Source organism: Glutamicibacter nicotianae, assembly GCF_016907615.1.
GTDB classification, from domain to species: Bacteria; Actinomycetota; Actinomycetes; order Actinomycetales; family Micrococcaceae; genus Glutamicibacter; species Glutamicibacter nicotianae.
Window position 1 is genome coordinate 1,991,569 of sequence record NZ_JAFBCH010000001.1, and the last position, 15,577, is coordinate 2,007,145.

A 15,577-nucleotide genomic window follows, 5' to 3' on the forward strand; every position below is an offset into this window, starting at 1 on the left:
TCCTACCCCTGGGGCTTGTCGACGGCTCCGCCGTAGCGGCGATCGCGCTTTGCGTATTCTTCCACTGCGGCATACAGCGTCCGCCGGTCGACATCCGGCCACAACTGGTCCAGGAAGACCATCTCCGCGTAGGCCGACTGCCACAGAAGGAAGTTGCTGGTGCGCTGCTCGCCACTGGTCCGCAGGAAGAGATCCACATCTGGGAGTTCTGGCGCATGCAGGTACTTGGCAATGGTCTTTTCGCCAACGGAACTGGCGCGAAGCTTGCCGGCAGCGACATCTTGGGCAATTTGGCTGACTGCGTCGCCAAGTTCTGCCCGACCGCCATAGTTCACGCACATGGTCAGCTGGCATCCCAAGTTGTCCTGGGTCAGCTCTTCGGCTTCTTTGAGCTCGTTGATCACTGACTTCCAGAGCTTGGGCTCCCGGCCCGACCAGCGAATGCGCACGCCCCAAGAATTCAACGTATCGCGTTGGCGGCGCAGGACATCACGCGAAAAGCCCATCAGGAAGCGGACTTCCTCTGGGCTGCGCTTCCAGTTTTCCGTGGAGAACGCATAGACCGAAACATATTTGACACCCAACTCCACGGCGCCTGCCATCACATCGAGCAGCGCGGCTTCGCCTGCACGATGCCCCTCGGTACGCGGCAGTCCGCGCTGGTTGGCCCACCGCCCATTGCCGTCCATGACAATCGCCACGTGCTCAGGGATGAGCTCCTGGGGAATGGCCGGCACCTGTGGATTCTCCGGATGCGCAAAGGGAGCAACGGGGCCTCGGCGGCCGGTGATCTTTGGAAGCTTCTTCAATTTCTCTCCACAAGACGTAGGGAATTCACTGCACGCTCTAGGTGCCATTGCAAGTAATTGGCCACGATATCTGCTGCTTGCTTGCGCGCACGGGGTCCTGCCTGTGCCACGGTGAACCAGTCCCCCTCCAATAGGGCCTGCAGATATTCGATGGTGATGGGGTGCGGGGATAATGACCCGGAAGGGCGGCATTCGGGGCAAACCACGCCGCCAAGCTGGACGTGCAGTGCTTGATGCGGGCCAGGCTTGCCGCAGCGCACGCAATTGGTGAATGACGGTGCCCAACCAGCGACCGACAGCGCCCGCAGAATATAGGAATCGAGCACGGCCCCGGAATCAACCCTCTGCTTGGAGAGCAGCGCGATCGCACCGTGGAAGAGCTGATATTGCTGGAGCGTTGAATCGCTGTCCGTCTCGAGCAGCCTTTCGGCGATCTCCGACATGGCGTTGGCCACCGTATAGCTCGGGTAATCCATGACCAGCAGCTGGCCGTAGGGGTTGCGCAGCTGGGCCTGCGAGACGATATCGAGGTTCCGGCCCATCACCAGCAGGGCATTGACCTCCATGAAAGGTTCCAGCGTTGCGCCCATCCTCGACGAGGTCCGGCGTACGCCCTTGGCCACGGCACGGACAATTCCGTTGGGGGTCAGCAGCGTGATGATCCGGTCGGCTTCACCTAGCTTATGGGTGCGCAAGACCAGACCACGGGTGTGGTAGCTCTTGGAAGCGAAACCTGATCTGGACACAGACAGTATTCTCCCACTTCAACTGCCAAAGTTCTGAATCGCTTGAATACCAGGAGTTCCGATTCGCCGGCGGACATGGCAGTTGCACGAGCAAACCGGCATCTACCGGGCCCGAATCCAAAGGGTTCGAGGCACACCTCGACTTGAACCGGGCAGAAAGGCCGAGAACGCCGTGCAGGACTAAACGCCACGGCCAGCTGAGTGGGCTGGCCGTGGCGTTTTGCTGACGGCAGGTTCTGCCGGCTGCCTACTTGCTGTCGCGGATTGCGCGGTTGACCGCAGAGACCACGGCCTTCAGCGCCGCGATGTTGGTATTGGTGTCCAGGCCGATGCCCCAGAGGATGCGGTCGCCCACGGCGCATTCGACGAAGGCCGCGGCGCGGGCGTTGCCGCCTTCGCTCATGGCATGTTCGGAGTAGTCCAGCACACGCAGATCCACGCCATCGTCGTTGAGCAGCTTGACCAGTGCGGAGACCGGACCGTTGCCCTGGGCGCTGCGCTCATGGGCCACGCCGTCGATGATCAGCTTGGTATCCAGGCGGAAGCTGCCATCCTCTGCCGAAGCCGCGGTGGCTGAAGCGATCTGGTAGTAGCCCCACGAGTTCATTCCCGAATCCTCGCTGACCGGCAGGTACTCGTCCTGGAAGACATCCCAGATATGCTGCGAGGAGATCTCGCCGCCCTCGGTATCCGTCTTGCGCTGGATGACGCCGGAGAACTCGATCTGCGCGCGGCGCGGCAGATCCAGATTGTAGTCGTTCTTCAGCAAGTAGGCCACGCCGCCCTTGCCGGATTGCGAATTGACCCGGATCACTGCTTCGTAGGAGCGGCCGATATCCTTCGGATCGACCGGCAGGTACGGAACAGCCCAGACCAGGTCATTGATGTCCTTGCCTTCAGCCGAAGCCTTGGCTTCCATCGCTTCCAGGCCCTTCTTGATCGCATCCTGGTGGGAGCCGGAGAAGGCGGTGAAGACCAGGTCGCCGCCATATGGGCTGCGCTCGGGCACTGGCAGCTGGTTGCAGTACTCGACGGTGCGGCGGATGTGGTCCATGTCCGAGAAGTCGATTTGCGGGTCGACGCCCTGGCCGAACATGTTCATGCCCAGGGTCACCAGGTCGACGTTGCCGGTGCGTTCGCCGTTGCCGAACAGGCAGCCTTCGATGCGGTCCGCGCCGGCCAGGTAGCCCAGCTCTGCGGCTGCGACGCCGGTGCCGCGGTCATTGTGCGGGTGCAGCGAGAGGATGATCGAATCACGGTTGGCCAGATTGCGGTGCATCCACTCGATCGAGTCAGCGTACACGTTCGGGGTGGCCATTTCCACGGTGGCCGGCAGGTTCAGGATCATCTTGTTCTCCGGGCTGGCTTCCAGCACCTCGGCGACGGCCTCGGAGATGCGCTTGGCGAATTCCAGCTCGGTGCCGGTGTAGGACTCCGGCGAGTATTCGTAGGTGATCTTGGTGCCGGTCAGCTGCTCTTCGTACTTCTTGCACAGCCGTGCGCCCTGGACGGCGATGTCCACGATGCCGTCCTCATCCTGGCGGAACACGACTTCGCGTTGCAGGATCGAGGTGGAGTTGTACAGGTGCACGATAGCCTGCTTGGCGCCTTCCAGGGCTTCGTAGGTGCGCTCGATCAGGTGTTCGCGCGACTGGGTGAGCACCTGGATGGTGACGTCCTCGGGAATGCGGTTCTGCTCGATGAGCTGGCGCACGAAGTCGAAGTCGGTCTGCGACGCCGATGGGAAGCCGACCTCGATTTCCTTGAAGCCCATCTGGACCAGCAGGTCGAACATCTTGTGCTTGCGCTCGGGGCTCATCGGGTCGATCAGCGCCTGGTTGCCGTCGCGCAGGTCGACCGCGCACCAGCGCGGGGCCTTGGTGATGTACTTGTCGGGCCAGGTGCGATCGGGCAGATTGACCTCGATCTGGTCCTGGAATGGAACATACTTGTGGATTGGCATGTTCGAAGATTTCTGCATGTTCTGCATTTCTTTGGGTCCCCTAGACAAAAATAGTGCTTACTTTGTGGGGCCAGACAAGAGCTACTCCGCGACGAGGGGTCGGCCTGTAGACCACTAGCGGTCCTTCGGATCCTCGCAGCGGCTGAGTAGTAGTAGAAGGTCGAAATGCACGAGATGAGCATAGCACCGCGCTTCTCAGGCAGGTGAAACTTATTTCGCCTGCGTGTCACATAATGGACATCCCGGTGGCGAACAGCGGTGGACATGAAGGCAGCGCAGGCGAAGAATGGGTACCATCACGCCATAGCCCGCAGGAGGTCCAGCAATGAAGGCGATCATCATCGGCGCGGGCATCGCCGGGCTCGTCGCGGCCCGGCAGCTCGGGCTTGCCGGCTGGAATGTGCTGGTGCTCGAGCGGTCGGCTGCCCCGAGCCCCGACGGGTACATGATGGACTTCTTCGGCCCGGGCATCGAAGCCTCCGAGCGCATCGGGCTGTACCCCTATCTGGCCCAGGCCGCCCACCGAGTGCAGGCAGCGCAGTATGTGGACCGGCGGGGCAAGCCGACAGCGTCGCTGGACTACTCGAAGTTCTCCGATCTTGCCGGCGGCAAGGTGCTCACCTTGCTGCGTCCGGACATGGAAGCCGCCGCACGAGAAGCGCTAAAAGAAGTCGACGCCTCGCGCTTGGACCTGCGCTACGGGGTTGATATCGATCGGCTGGAAGTCCGTGGCCAACAGGTCCACGTGGGCATCAAGGGGCAGAGCCAGCCAGAGGTTGGTGATCTGCTGGTCGGCGCCGACGGGATCCATTCCGCAGTACGGGCCAGGTTCTTCGGGCCGGAATCGGAAGTCCTGCGCCCCCTGGGGATGAGGGCGGCGGCCTTCATCGTGCGGGATCCGGAGCTGAACCGGCACTACAAGAACCGCTTCGTGCTGACCGATACGGTTGACCGCACCGCGGGAATCTATGGGCTACGCAGCGACGAGGCGGCATCTTTCCTGGTCTATCGCCATGAACACGGGGCGCCGCTCGGGCCGGCCCGCGATCGACTGCGCAGTATTTTCGCAGGCTGCGGTGCGCAGGTGGACCGGTTGCTGATGCAATGCCCGGAAGATCCGTATGACGATGCCGTCGCGCAGGTGGTGATGGATTCTTGGCATGTCGGCCCGGTGGTGCTGATCGGCGATGCGGCCGCCGCGGTGTCGCTGCTCGCCGGGCAGGGCGGGGCGATGGCTGTCTGCGCGGCCGCGGCCTTGGGAGATGCCGTGGGCGGCGTCACCGATCCCGGGCAGCTGAAGCCGGCCCTCGCCCGGTACGAGCAGGCAATGCGGACCAAGATCGCCACCGCCCAGGCTTCAGGGCGCCGTGCGGCCAACAGCTTCCTCCCGCGCAACCAGCTGGGACTGTGGATACGGCGAATCATTGTGAACTCCACGCATCTTCCGGGCATGGACCGGCTGGTGGCCCGCCAGATCGTCAAGCGCCTGGCCAAGTAGCGTGCTGCTGCTTCGGGCCGCAGCCAGCGGCGGCGTGGCATCTCAGTCGCGCCGCCACCGGTTCCGGCCGGTGACGGCCAGCCAAGCACCTGCGCAGATCATCACCAGGCCCGCCACCAGCATTACCAGTTCTCCCCCACCGGCGCCCCCGTCGCGGTCGCCGAGCGCTGCAGCTCCGAGCCCGCCGGCACCGAACAAGGTCACCCCGACAACGGCAAGACGGAGCATGAAGGGCGAGCGTCCGTGAGCGAAAAACAACAGCGGCACGGCGGCCAACAGCAGCGAGCCGGTGCCCACGGCGATCTTGAACATGCCCTGGCCGGGGTCCTCGTCGGCCGTGAGCAGGCAATAGACGGCGAGTCCTCCGAGGACGATCGTGGGAAGCAGGATCAACATGGTCACCGCCTGGATCGCTGCGATTGCCCGCTGCGCCGCGGTCAGCCGAGGCGAAATATCCAGCCCCCGATTTCGCCGCCGTGTCGTGCGGATCTCGACGACGATGCAGAAGGCCGGCCAGGCCACGAGCAGCAGCAACCCGCACACGGCAAGAACCCCAGCAAGGAACGGCCAGGGATTCGCGAGCGCCGCCCCGACGGCAAGCAGCAGTGCCCCGGCGACCAGGACGGAGAACAGTCGAGTGGTGGCCATGCAGGTACGCTTTTCCGTTCATTTGCAGGTTGGCAGGCGGCTCATGCCGCTGGGACAAGCATCGCCCCGGGCGGCCTCGGTTAGAGGCCTCCCGGGGCGATATATCGCTTGGCGGAAAACGGCTAGAAGCCGAGGCGTCCGAGCTGCTTCGGATCGCGCTGCCAATCCTTGGCGACCTTCACATGCAGGTCAAGGTAGACCTTCGTGCCCAGCAGCTTCTCGATGCCGCGACGGGCATTGGTTCCTACCTCGCGCAGCCGCGAACCGCCGCGGCCGATGATGATGGCCTTCTGGCTGGAGCGCTCGACGAACAGCGAAACGTGGATGTCGATCAGCGGGTTGCTCTCGCTGCGGCCCTCGCGCGGAACCATTTCCTCGACGACCACTGCCAGCGAGTGCGGCAATTCGTCGCGCACGCCTTCCAACGCGGCTTCGCGGATCAGCTCGGCAACCATCTTGGCTTCCGGCTCGTCGGTCAGCTCGCCGTCCGGGTACAGCGGCGGGCCTACCGGCAGGTGCTCGACCAGCACATTGGCAACCTCTTCGACCTGGAATTCCTTGACCGCGGACACGGGCACGATCGCGGCGAAGCCCTGCTCGCCGAAGTTCTGGGTGCCCATCTCGGCAACGGCGATCAGCTGCTGCGCGAGCTGCTCGCGGTCCACCAGGTCGGCCTTGGTGACCAGGGCGATGATCGGCTTTCGCTGCAGCTGCGCCAGCTGCGTGGCGATGTAGCGGTCGCCCGGGCCGATCTTCTCGTTGGCCGGGATGCAGAAGCCGATCGCGTCCACCTCGGAGAGGGTCTCGGCGACCAGGTCGTTCAGCCGCTGGCCGAGCAGGGTGCGCGGACGGTGCAGGCCGGGGGTGTCGACCAGGATCAGCTGCGCATCCTCGCGGTGCACGATGCCACGGATGGTGTGGCGGGTCGTCTGCGGCTTGGCGGAGGTGATGGCCACCTTCTGGCCCACCAACGCATTGGTCAGCGTGGACTTGCCGGCGTTCGGGCGGCCCACGAAGGAGGTGAAGCCGGAGCGGAAGCCCTCGGGCCATCCGCTGGCGGCGAGCAGGTTCTGGTTCTCACTCATCTGAGGAATCCTCGTCGTTCTCAATATGGTCGGATGCGTCTGCTTCCAGGCGCTCTACATGGATTTTGCCGATGCGGTTGCGGCGGCCAGCAAGGGCCACCACGGTCAGGCGCAGGCCGTGCACATCAGCGGTGGAACCGAGTACCGGCACGGATTCCAAGGCCTTGGAGAGCAGGCCGCCGACGGTATCGACGTCCTCTTCCTCGATGTGCATGCCGAAGTGGTCGGCCACATCGTCAATGGATGCGGCTGCCACGGCGAAGATCGAACCGTCGGGGTTCTCGATCAGTTCCGCCCGGGAACGATCATACTCGTCGTCGATCTCGCCCACGATTTCCTCCAGCAGGTCCTCCAGGGTCACCAGGCCCGCGGTGCCGCCGTATTCGTCGATGACCACTGCCAGGTGGATTGACTCCTGCTGCAGTTCCTGCATCAGCTCTGCCGCGGACTTCGATTCGGGAACGAAGCGGACCTTGCGCGCCAGGTCGGCCAGGGACTGCGCCTGCTGCAGGCCGTGGATTTCGCGGATCAGGTCCTTGAGGTAGATGATCCCCTGGATGTCATCGGTATCCTCGCCGATCAGCGGGATGCGGGAGAAGCCCGAGGCGATGAACAGGTCCATGGCGCTGTGGAATGAATGGTCAGCATCCAGCACCACCATGTCGGTGCGCGGCACCATCACGGAGCGGACGCTGGTCTCCTCCAGGTCGATCACCGAGGAGATCAGTTCGGCCGATTCCTCGTCCAGGTCCTCGCCTTCGGAGGCGCGATCCACCAGATCGCGCAGGCGTTCCTTGCCCAGATAGCCCTCGCCATCCGCCCCGCCGGGGCTCAACGCCTTGGCAATGGATGCCAGCCAGTTGGTGACCGGCCCCAGGACCAGGCGCAGGAAGCGGACCAGGGTGGCGGTGGACTGCACGACCTTCTGCGCGTTGGACCGCCCGTAGCGCCGCGGGGACACGCTGACCAGGACGAAACCCAGGGCGGCCATGGCAATTGTGGAGATCATGCCGATCAGCCACACATTCTCGATCCACTGGGAAACGAGCAGGGCCACGGCGACCGCCGAAGCGGTCTCGAACCAGATGCGCCAGAACTTCACCGCCTGGGCGTGGCTTTGCGCCTCATCCAGGATCGCGGAGAGCGACTTGGAATTGGATTCGGCGCGCAGGCGTTCGGCCGCGTGCCGGGATAACGCGTAGAAGGCCGAGTCGACAGCGGTCAGCACGGCCGAGAAGGCCATGAAAACCAGGGCCAGGACCAGCAAGATGATTTCCACCGGGTTATTCCACCGTTTCCTTCGGTGCTGGGCGGCCAGTGTGGGATTCCAGCAGCTTGCGCTGCAGTGCGAACATCTCTTCCTTTTCTGCTGGTTCCATGTGGTCGAAGCCCATCAGGTGCAGCAGGCCATGGGTGGTCAGCAGCAGGATCTCGTCGTGCGTGCTGTGCCCGCCGGCCTTGGCCTGGGCTTCGGCGACCGAGGGGCAGATCACGATGTCGCCAAGGATGCCGTTCTCCCCCGGCGCGCCGGCGGTGCCCGGACGCAGCTCATCCATCGGGAAGCTCATCACGTCGGTGGGGCCTTCGAGGTCCATCCACTCGACATGCAGGGCGCTCATGGCTTCCTCGTCGATGAAAACGATGGACACCTCGGTTTCCGGGTGCAAGAACATGGCCCGCATCACCGATTCGGCCAAGGCGTTGACGTCCTGGAGGTCGACGTCGTACTCGGTTTCGTTATTTACTTCGATGCTCATTTGCTGCGGCGTCCCCGGTCGTGTTCTTTGCGTCGGGTGTCATCCCAACGGTCGTAGGCTGTGACGATGTCGGCAATCAGGCGGTGGCGCACCACATCCGAAGAGTCGAGCCGGCAGATGCTGATGTCGTCGATGCCGTCGAGGACATCGCTGGCCATGCGCAACCCGGAAGTGGCATTGTTCGGCAGATCCACTTGGGTGACATCGCCGGTTACTACCATCTTCGAACCGAACCCAAGGCGGGTGAGGAACATCTTCATCTGCTCGGTGGTGGTGTTCTGCGCTTCATCCAGGATCACGAACGCGTCATTGAGCGTGCGGCCGCGCATATAGGCCAGCGGTGCAACCTCAATGGTTCCGGCTTCCAGCAGCTGCGGAATGGTTTCCGGATTGACCATGTCGTGCAGGGCATCGTAGAGCGGACGCAGGTACGGGTCGATCTTCTCGGTCAACGAGCCGGGTAAGAAGCCCAGCTTCTCCCCCGCCTCAACCGCAGGACGGGTCAGGATGATGCGGTTGACCTGCTTGTCCTGCAGGGCGGCGACGGCCATGGCCATGGCCAGGAATGTCTTTCCGGTGCCGGCCGGGCCGATGCCGAAGGTGATGGTCGAATCCTCGATGGCGTCGACATAGCTCTTCTGGTTCACAGTCTTGGGCCGGATGGAGCGTCCGCGTCCCGAGAGGATCTTCAGGCCCAGGACGTCGGTGGGCGCATCTGGGTTGCCGGCGCTGAGCATCTTGATGATCTGCTCGATGGTTTCGGCGCTCATGCGCGAGCCGCGGGTGGCCAGCGAACGCGCTTCCTCGGTGACTCGCTGGGCCTTGCGGACTTGCTGGGGATCGCCGACCAGGGCCAGGGCTTGGCCGTTGGGGCGGAAGCTGACATGCGGGTAGGCTCCGGAGAGGATCCGCAATAGCTCGTCATTGGGGCCCAGCGTGGCAATCATGAGCTCAGCCGTATCGAAACTGATGGTGAGCGATGCGGATCCGTTGTCCGCGGTCGCTTTATTCTGTTCAACCTGCATGCAGTGCGCGGCGCCCCTTTGCGAGCTTCGTAGTGTTCGAGAATTGTTGTGCTTGCCATTCTATCGAGTCTCAGGCCAATCCGGAGAAAATTCAGGTCTCAGCGTAAGCCGGAATACCTGAAAGCACTCTTGAATGATGCTAATAGGAGCATGTGGCGAACATATAGATTTGGTTACGGATTAGTAAGTTGGGCTAGTTTTAGCCTGTTAGCCGCCTCGAATATGGCAAGCTTGAGAGCGGTTCCGCAACTGCCGCGGGCCGAAACAGCAATAAATCACCACGGATTGGTTCGCAGTGCAATCAAGGATCTTGCGGAAGATTCCACGTCGATTCGGCGTTTTGGGAATCACTGCCGCTCTCGTCGTCGCCGCAGGCTGCGGGTTGACGAATCGCGAGAGCTCCTATGAGATGCCTTCGACCCCCGCGGCCGCATCGCTGAACCTGCCGAGCGCCACCGACGCTGGCGAGGATGTCGGCATGGCCGCCATCCTGCCGGTCTACTGGCTGGAAAACACGGACACCGGCGTGTACCTGTACCGCGAATACATCCAGGACACCCGCCATCAGGAACCCATTGGCGATGCGATCTGGACGCTGCTCACCGCAGACCCGATGAAGCCGAAGCGCTATACCCATCTGAAGCCAACCGATGAAATCGGCGTTTCCATCAGCAACGCGAATGTCATCACGCTGGATCTTCCAGCCAAGGTGTTCAGCGCCCGACTGGATCAGGGACTCTCCGAACGGGCCATCCAGCAGCTCGTCTTCACCGCCACGGCAGCAGCCGCCAGCGCTGGCCTGGTTGTCGGGGATACCGCCCCGACGGTCCGCATCCTGGTGGACGGCCAAGCCAACGCGACGGTCTTCGACGGATTCCGGCTCAAGGATGTCTACGCACGCGATGCGGAGTTCATTGCACCGATCTGGATCATTGATCCGCAGTTCGGCGCGACCTTGAAAAACGGCTCGATCAAGATCAATGGCCGAACCACCCAGTTCGATATCGGCACCTTCTACTCCTTGCAGCGCAAGGACGCCGACGGCAAGCTCACGGTGATGACCGCGCAGAAGCAGGTCAATCCCGGGCAGATCAAGGACGACGGTTCCTTCACACTGACCACCGATCTGCGTGCAGGATCCTACCGCCTAACCTTCTGGGGACTTGAAACTGGATCAGAGCATCTGGTCGGCAAGGTCATCAGCGACTTCCGCGTCGAGTAGCGTACCGCCACTGTTGCCGGCCGGTTCCCGGTTTCCTGCAGCGGCCCTGACGTGGTTGCGAAAGGCAACGATCCCTGTCCCGCGAACAGCAACTAATGGCGCGATAGCGCCGAATTTTCCCGCTTCAGGCTGCCTGCGAAACTGCCTTCACAACCATGGGATGCACTGCGGCGAACGAAGATCCTGCACGTCGAGCCGGATGGCGGTCGCCTGGGCCATGCCAGGTCGAGGTGCAGAAACTTGCGTGCCCGCCAAAAGCAGAATTGCTCCGCACAAGCCGAGCGCAGGCGCGCCCTAGGCTTGCACGGAGCACTTTCGATGCTCGCAAGATTGCATGAAGCTAGATCTCGCCGATCAGATGGCGGATCAAGACTAGTGCCGCCGGACCGGCGGTCGAAGCGCGCAGCACGTGCTGGCCGAGCAGGGCTGCATGCGCACCGGCATCCACGAAGGACTGCAGTTCCGTGTCCGAGATGCCGCCTTCCGGACCGACGATCATGATGACCTCCTGGCCGGGCTGCGCCTCGGCGAGCCACGACTGCACGTGCCCCGCGACCGAATCCGCAGCCTGCTCATGCAGGACCAGGACCAGAGCGCCGCGCGCGGCATCCTCGGCAATGGCCTTGGCCAGCTCCTTGGAGCCCATCGGGTCCAGTACCTCTGGCTCATAGGCGCGGCGGGACTGCTTCTGCGCTGAGCGCACCTGGGCACGCCACTTGGTCATGGCCTTCTCGACCTTGGCCGCGTTCCAGCGCACGATCGACCGGTCGGCCTGCCAAGGGCGCACAGCCAGGGCGCCAAGCTCGACGGCGGCCTCAACAGCCTGCAGGTCGCGGTCCCCCTTGGACAGGGCCTGGACCAGGGTGACCGGGTGGTCGCTGACGGCTTCCTCGGTGCGCCGCAGGACCTTGACGCGCAGCAGATCCTTGGCGGTGGCGACGACCTCCACGGTCAGGCGCAGCCCCTTGCCATCGAGCAGGTCCAGCTGCTCGCCGGCGGCGGCCCGCTTGACGGTGACTGCGTGGTGCGCCTCGGGGCCGTCGAGCTCGAGCACGTCGCCGACAGAGGCATCCTGGCCCTGCTGGGCGTCGATGACGAAGCTGTGGTTGCTCATGACCTAGCGCTGGTTCAGCTTGTCGCGCAGGCGGGAGAACATGCCGCCGGAATGCTCGACACGGCCGGCCGTCATTTCCTCGCCACGCAGCTTGGCCAGCTGCTCGAGCAGCTCGCGTTGCGCAGAGTCCAGCTTTGTCGGGGTCTCCACCTGCAGGTGCACGATGATGTCCCCGCGCTTGCCTCCGCGCAGGCGCGGCACGCCGAGGCCCGGCAGGGTCACGGTGTCGCCATCCTGGGCGCCAGGCTCGACATTGATGGCCTGCTCGCCGTCGAAGGTTTCCAGCTTCAGCTCGCAGCCTAGGGCCGCGGCGGTCATCGGCAGGCTCATCTTGGCGTGCAGGTCGGTGCCGGAGCGTTCGAACACCTTGTGGCGGCGCACGTCGACCTCGACGAACAGGTTGCCGTTCGGGCCGCCGCCCGGACCGGCTTCGCCCTGGCCGCGCAGCTGAATGCGGGTGCCGGAGTCGACACCTGCAGGAACGTTCAGCGACTTGGAGACGTGCTCGCGCACGCGGCCTTCGCCGTTGCACTCCAGGCAGGGGTCCGGGATGGTGGTGCCGAAACCGCGGCAGGCAGCACAGGTTTCCACGGTCATCATCTGGCCCAGGAAGGAACGCACCGGACGCTGGACCTGGCCTGCACCATGGCAGATGTCGCAGGTGACCGGGCTGGTGCCCTCGCGGGTGCACGAGCCGTTGCAGGTTTTGCAGGTGACGGCGGTTTCCATCTCAAGCGGGTACACGGTGCCCTTGACCGCGTCCTCAAGGTCGATGGTGATGGTGATCAGCGCGTCGCGGCCCGGCTGGGTGCGCGATGCCGGGCCCTGGCCCTGGCCGCCGCCGAAGAACTGCTCGAAGATGTCGCCGAAGCCGCCAAAGCCCTGGCCCCCGCCGAAGCCCGGGTGGCCGTTGCCGTTCTCATCGCCGGTGGCGTCGTAGTTGGCGCGCTTGGTCTGGTCGGAAAGTACTTCATAGGCTCGGGTGACCAGCTTGAACTGCTCTGCAGCTTCATCGCTCGGGTTCACATCCGGGTGCAGCTTACGTGCCAGCTTCCGGTAGGCACTCTTGATTTCCTGCGGGGTCGCGTCCTTGGCTACACCCAGGGTCTCGTAATGCGAGCTCACGTTATTCGCCGTGTCCTTTCCTAAGACTCTTAAACTTCATTCGTGCCGGGCTGGTGCCCAGCGAGGCTAGCTAGCCAAAATCTTCGACAGGTACCGTGCCACCGCACGCACCGAGGCCATGGAGGTCGGATAGTTCATCCGGGTGGGGCCCAGGACCCCGAGCTTGTTGCGCACATCGGCGCCATAGGTCGTCGCGACCACTGCTGCATCCGAGAGCTGGCCATAGTGGTGCTCGGTGCCGATCGCCACGGCCACCCCGCGAGAATCGGCTTCCAGCTCGGAGAAGAGCTTGAGCAGCACCACCTGCTCTTCGAGCGCCTCGAGCACCGGGGTGATGCTCAGCGGGAAGTCCCCCTCCACGCGGGCGAGGTTGGCGGTGCCGGCCATGATGATGCGCTGGGCATTGGCTGCTTGGGCCATTTCTTCCAGCGCGCCGATCACATGCTCCACCAACGGGTCGGCCTGCTGTGCCGGGCTGAGCTCCATGCGGCCGAGCCGGCCGGCCAGCTCCGCCAGCTGCACTCCCCCGAAATTATTCAGCAGCCACGACTTCAGCTCGCCCAGCTCGTCATCGCTGTAGGAACGCTTGACCGGCATCATCCGCTGGTCCACCGTGCCGTTGGAGGCGATCATCACCATCAGCACCTGGGTTGGGCCCAAGCCCACCAGTTCGAGGTTCTTCAATGACGCGGTGTCATAGTGCGGCACCTGAATCATCGCCACCTGGTTGGTCAATCGTGACAGCAGGCGCACGGTGCTCTTGAGCATCTCGTCGAGGTCCGTGGAGTTATCCAGGATCTTGTTGATGGCGTCGCGTTCGGCCCGCGACAGCGGCTTCAGTTCGCCGATCTCGTCCACGAAGCGGCGGTAGCCCTTTTCGGTGGGGATGCGTCCGGAGGAAGTATGCGGAGCGGCAATCAGCCCCTCCTCTTCCAGCAAAGCCATGTCATTGCGGATCGTCGCGGCGCTGACGCCGAGGTTGTGGCGGTCGAGGAGCGCTTTGGAACCCACCGGCTCACGGGATTGGACGTAGTCCTCCACGATGGCACGCAGAACGTCCAAGCGTCGTGGCTCCGACATGACAGCACCTCCTTGGATTCCCTGTGCCCAGCCTTGGCACTCTAACCTGTCAAGTGCCAAGTCTAATACGTTTAGCTGTTGCTAGCATTGGATTTCGAGCGTATTCGATCACAGCGAAAGGCAGTACGTGGCTAATTACTCCTGGGGACCACGAGATCTCAGTGCACCGGCACCTCGAAAACTCCGCCAGGTCCCCGTGGAACGTGGCATGATCCTGGAAGATGCCACCTCAGGTTGGGTGGGAGAAGTCATCCGTACCGAAAAGTCCGGCGGTATGCGCGTGATCACGCTCGAAGACCGCCATGGCAAGAGCCGTTCCTTCCAAGCCGGCTTCGGGTTCCTCCTCGAAGGGGAACCGGTGGAAATTGTCGAGCCCGTCGCCAAGGCCGCGGAGCCGAAGAACCTGGTTTCCGCTTCGGGTTCGCGTGCCGTTGCGGGGCTGAAGGCCCGGGAGGCCAGGGCCAGCCGCATCTGGGTTGAAGGCAAGCACGATGCCGAGCTGGTTGAAAAAGTCTGGGGCCACGACTTGCGTGTCGAAGGCATTGTCGTCGAACCGCTGCATGGCGTTGACGATCTGGCCGGCGCCATCCGCGACTTCGCCCCGTCGCCGCAGCGTCGTCTGGGAATCCTGGTCGACCACCTGGTCGCTGGCAGCAAGGAATCGCGTATTGTCGCCGAGGCGATGCAGGTTCCCGGCGCGGCCGATAACGTGCTGATCCTCGGCCACCCCTACGTTGACGTGTGGCAGGCGATCAAGCCTGCGACCCTGGGCATCAAGGCGTGGCCGGTCATCTCCAAGGGGGTCGACTGGAAAACCGGAGTGCTCAAGGCCTTTGGCTGGCCGCACGCTACGGCAGAGGATATCGGCATCGGATGGCAGCGGCTGTTGTCGACGGTGCAGAATTACGGGCAGCTTGAACCGCAGCTGCTGGGCCGAATAGAAGAATTGATCGATTTTCTCACGACCGAAGATTACGGTTTCCTAACGATTGACTAATAGTTGGAGATTAGTCGGCGAATCTCCCCGTCCGCTCAGCCGCGGTCGCTATGATAAGAGGAACCACACTTAAGCAAGACAAGGATTAATAGTGACATCACGCCAGACGAAGCCATCGGAGAATTCCCGCTTCGAAGGTTCCCGGACCTCTGCGCTGCCGCTGACTCCTTCAGAAGACCGCCAGTGGGCCACGATGGCCCACTTCGGCGCCATCTTGGGTTGTGTTCCATCGGCAATCGTCTTCGCCGTATTCCGTGACCGCGGCCCATTCACTGCACAGGAATCCAAGGAAGCGTTCAATTTCACGTTCCCGCTGACCATTCTGGCCATCGTGTTCAACGTGCTGATGATCTTGCCGGTGATCGGCTGGCTTTTTGCAGTTCTGGCCGTGGCCCTGTGGGTCTACATGACGGTCTCCGGCGCCCTTGCCGCCATCCAGGCCAACAAGGGACGCCCCTACCGCTATGGATTCAATCTGAGGCTGATGAAGTAGCGCCAGCTACCCAGT

The 15,577-nt window shown here is 63.2% G+C and carries 15 protein-coding genes; 4 read left to right on the forward strand and 11 right to left on the reverse strand.

Features of this window, described 5'->3' with window-relative positions:
* Positions 1–2: 2 nt before the first annotated feature.
* The 3 genes from JOE62_RS09550 to leuA form a co-directional block, all read right to left on the reverse strand.
* Positions 3–809 (reverse strand): isoprenyl transferase, encoded by an 807-nt coding sequence (locus tag JOE62_RS09550; RefSeq protein WP_204722147.1) that lies wholly within the window; start codon positions 807–809, stop codon positions 3–5.
* Positions 806–1,555, reverse strand: coding sequence for a DNA repair protein RecO (recO, locus tag JOE62_RS09555; protein ID WP_204722149.1), 750 nt, complete (start codon positions 1,553–1,555; stop codon positions 806–808). The genes JOE62_RS09550 and recO overlap by 4 nt, the downstream gene beginning before the upstream one ends.
* Before the next feature lie 247 nt (positions 1,556–1,802).
* Complete coding sequence (gene leuA, locus JOE62_RS09560) at positions 1,803–3,545, reverse strand: 2-isopropylmalate synthase (protein WP_204722151.1); 1,743 nt, start codon at positions 3,543–3,545, stop codon at positions 1,803–1,805.
* A 298-nt stretch (positions 3,546–3,843) separates the two neighbouring features.
* Between leuA and JOE62_RS09565 the strand changes: the two genes are divergently transcribed.
* Positions 3,844–5,016 (forward strand): FAD-dependent monooxygenase, encoded by a 1,173-nt coding sequence (locus JOE62_RS09565; RefSeq protein ID WP_204722153.1) that lies wholly within the window; start codon positions 3,844–3,846, stop codon positions 5,014–5,016.
* A 42-nt stretch (positions 5,017–5,058) separates the two neighbouring features.
* On the opposite strand, the gene JOE62_RS09570 is transcribed toward JOE62_RS09565, so the two are convergent.
* The 5 genes from JOE62_RS09570 to JOE62_RS09590 all read right to left on the reverse strand — a co-directional run bounded on the left by JOE62_RS09570 (position 5,059) and on the right by JOE62_RS09590 (position 9,531).
* Positions 5,059–5,664: a hypothetical protein gene (locus JOE62_RS09570; protein ID WP_204722155.1), complete on the reverse strand. Its 606-nt coding sequence runs from the start codon at positions 5,662–5,664 to the stop codon at positions 5,059–5,061.
* A 122-nt stretch (positions 5,665–5,786) separates the two neighbouring features.
* Positions 5,787–6,749: a GTPase Era gene (gene era / locus JOE62_RS09575; RefSeq protein ID WP_204722157.1), complete on the reverse strand. Its 963-nt coding sequence runs from the start codon at positions 6,747–6,749 to the stop codon at positions 5,787–5,789.
* Positions 6,742–8,028 (reverse strand): CBS domain-containing protein, encoded by a 1,287-nt coding sequence (locus tag JOE62_RS09580; RefSeq protein WP_204722159.1) that lies wholly within the window; start codon positions 8,026–8,028, stop codon positions 6,742–6,744. Before JOE62_RS09580 ends, era begins: the two co-directional genes overlap by 8 nt.
* Positions 8,029–8,032: 4 nt before the next feature.
* Entirely contained in the window at positions 8,033–8,506 is a 474-nt protein-coding gene (ybeY, locus tag JOE62_RS09585) for an rRNA maturation RNase YbeY (RefSeq protein ID WP_204722161.1), read from the reverse strand.
* On the reverse strand, positions 8,503–9,531 hold the full coding sequence (locus JOE62_RS09590; RefSeq protein WP_204722163.1) for a PhoH family protein: 1,029 nt from the start codon (positions 9,529–9,531) through the stop codon (positions 8,503–8,505). Before JOE62_RS09590 ends, ybeY begins: the two co-directional genes overlap by 4 nt.
* A 340-nt stretch (positions 9,532–9,871) precedes the next feature.
* Here JOE62_RS09590 and JOE62_RS09595 point away from each other — a divergent pair, with 340 nt between their 5' ends.
* A complete protein-coding gene (locus JOE62_RS09595) occupies positions 9,872–10,753 on the forward strand; it encodes a GerMN domain-containing protein (RefSeq protein WP_204722165.1) in 882 nt (293 codons plus the stop codon).
* A gap of 340 nt (positions 10,754–11,093) precedes the next feature.
* Here the strand turns inward: JOE62_RS09595 and JOE62_RS09600 are convergent, their stop codons facing one another.
* The 3 genes from JOE62_RS09600 to hrcA form a co-directional block, all read right to left on the reverse strand.
* Complete coding sequence (locus JOE62_RS09600; RefSeq protein ID WP_204722167.1) at positions 11,094–11,867, reverse strand: 16S rRNA (uracil(1498)-N(3))-methyltransferase; 774 nt, start codon at positions 11,865–11,867, stop codon at positions 11,094–11,096.
* 3 nt (positions 11,868–11,870) lie between these two features.
* Positions 11,871–12,992 (reverse strand): molecular chaperone DnaJ, encoded by a 1,122-nt coding sequence (gene dnaJ, locus JOE62_RS09605; protein WP_204722169.1) that lies wholly within the window; start codon positions 12,990–12,992, stop codon positions 11,871–11,873.
* Between the two features lie 66 nt (positions 12,993–13,058).
* Positions 13,059–14,072 (reverse strand): heat-inducible transcriptional repressor HrcA, encoded by a 1,014-nt coding sequence (gene hrcA / locus JOE62_RS09610; protein ID WP_038991095.1) that lies wholly within the window; start codon positions 14,070–14,072, stop codon positions 13,059–13,061.
* Between the two features lie 127 nt (positions 14,073–14,199).
* Between hrcA and JOE62_RS09615 the strand changes: the two genes are divergently transcribed.
* Together JOE62_RS09615 and JOE62_RS09620 are read left to right on the forward strand one after the other, a co-directional pair.
* The gene (locus JOE62_RS09615) at positions 14,200–15,069 is read left to right on the forward strand and encodes a DUF3097 family protein (RefSeq protein ID WP_204722171.1); all 870 of its coding nucleotides are present in this window, start codon (positions 14,200–14,202) and stop codon (positions 15,067–15,069) included.
* Positions 15,070–15,160: 91 nt separating this feature from the next.
* The gene (locus tag JOE62_RS09620) at positions 15,161–15,562 is read left to right on the forward strand and encodes a magnetosome magnetite crystal formation protein family (RefSeq protein WP_204722173.1); all 402 of its coding nucleotides are present in this window, start codon (positions 15,161–15,163) and stop codon (positions 15,560–15,562) included.
* Positions 15,563–15,577: the final 15 nt, after the last annotated feature.

What these genes read in the sequence shown, in the direction of transcription:
- JOE62_RS09590 (WP_204722163.1), bottom strand. Translation starts at nt 9,531, where the DNA reads ATGCAGGTTGAACAGAATAAAGCGACCGCGGACAACGGATCCGCATCG.
- JOE62_RS09570 (WP_204722155.1), bottom strand. Translation starts at nt 5,664, where the DNA reads ATGGCCACCACTCGACTGTTCTCCGTCCTGGTCGCCGGGGCACTGCTG.
- ybeY (WP_204722161.1), bottom strand. Translation starts at nt 8,506, where the DNA reads ATGAGCATCGAAGTAAATAACGAAACCGAGTACGACGTCGACCTCCAG.
- era (WP_204722157.1), bottom strand. Translation starts at nt 6,749, where the DNA reads ATGAGTGAGAACCAGAACCTGCTCGCCGCCAGCGGATGGCCCGAGGGC.
- hrcA (WP_038991095.1), bottom strand. Translation starts at nt 14,072, where the DNA reads ATGTCGGAGCCACGACGCTTGGACGTTCTGCGTGCCATCGTGGAGGAC.
- JOE62_RS09600 (WP_204722167.1), bottom strand. Translation starts at nt 11,867, where the DNA reads ATGAGCAACCACAGCTTCGTCATCGACGCCCAGCAGGGCCAGGATGCC.
- JOE62_RS09565 (WP_204722153.1), top strand. Translation starts at nt 3,844, where the DNA reads ATGAAGGCGATCATCATCGGCGCGGGCATCGCCGGGCTCGTCGCGGCC.
- leuA (WP_204722151.1), bottom strand. Translation starts at nt 3,545, where the DNA reads ATGCAGAACATGCAGAAATCTTCGAACATGCCAATCCACAAGTATGTT.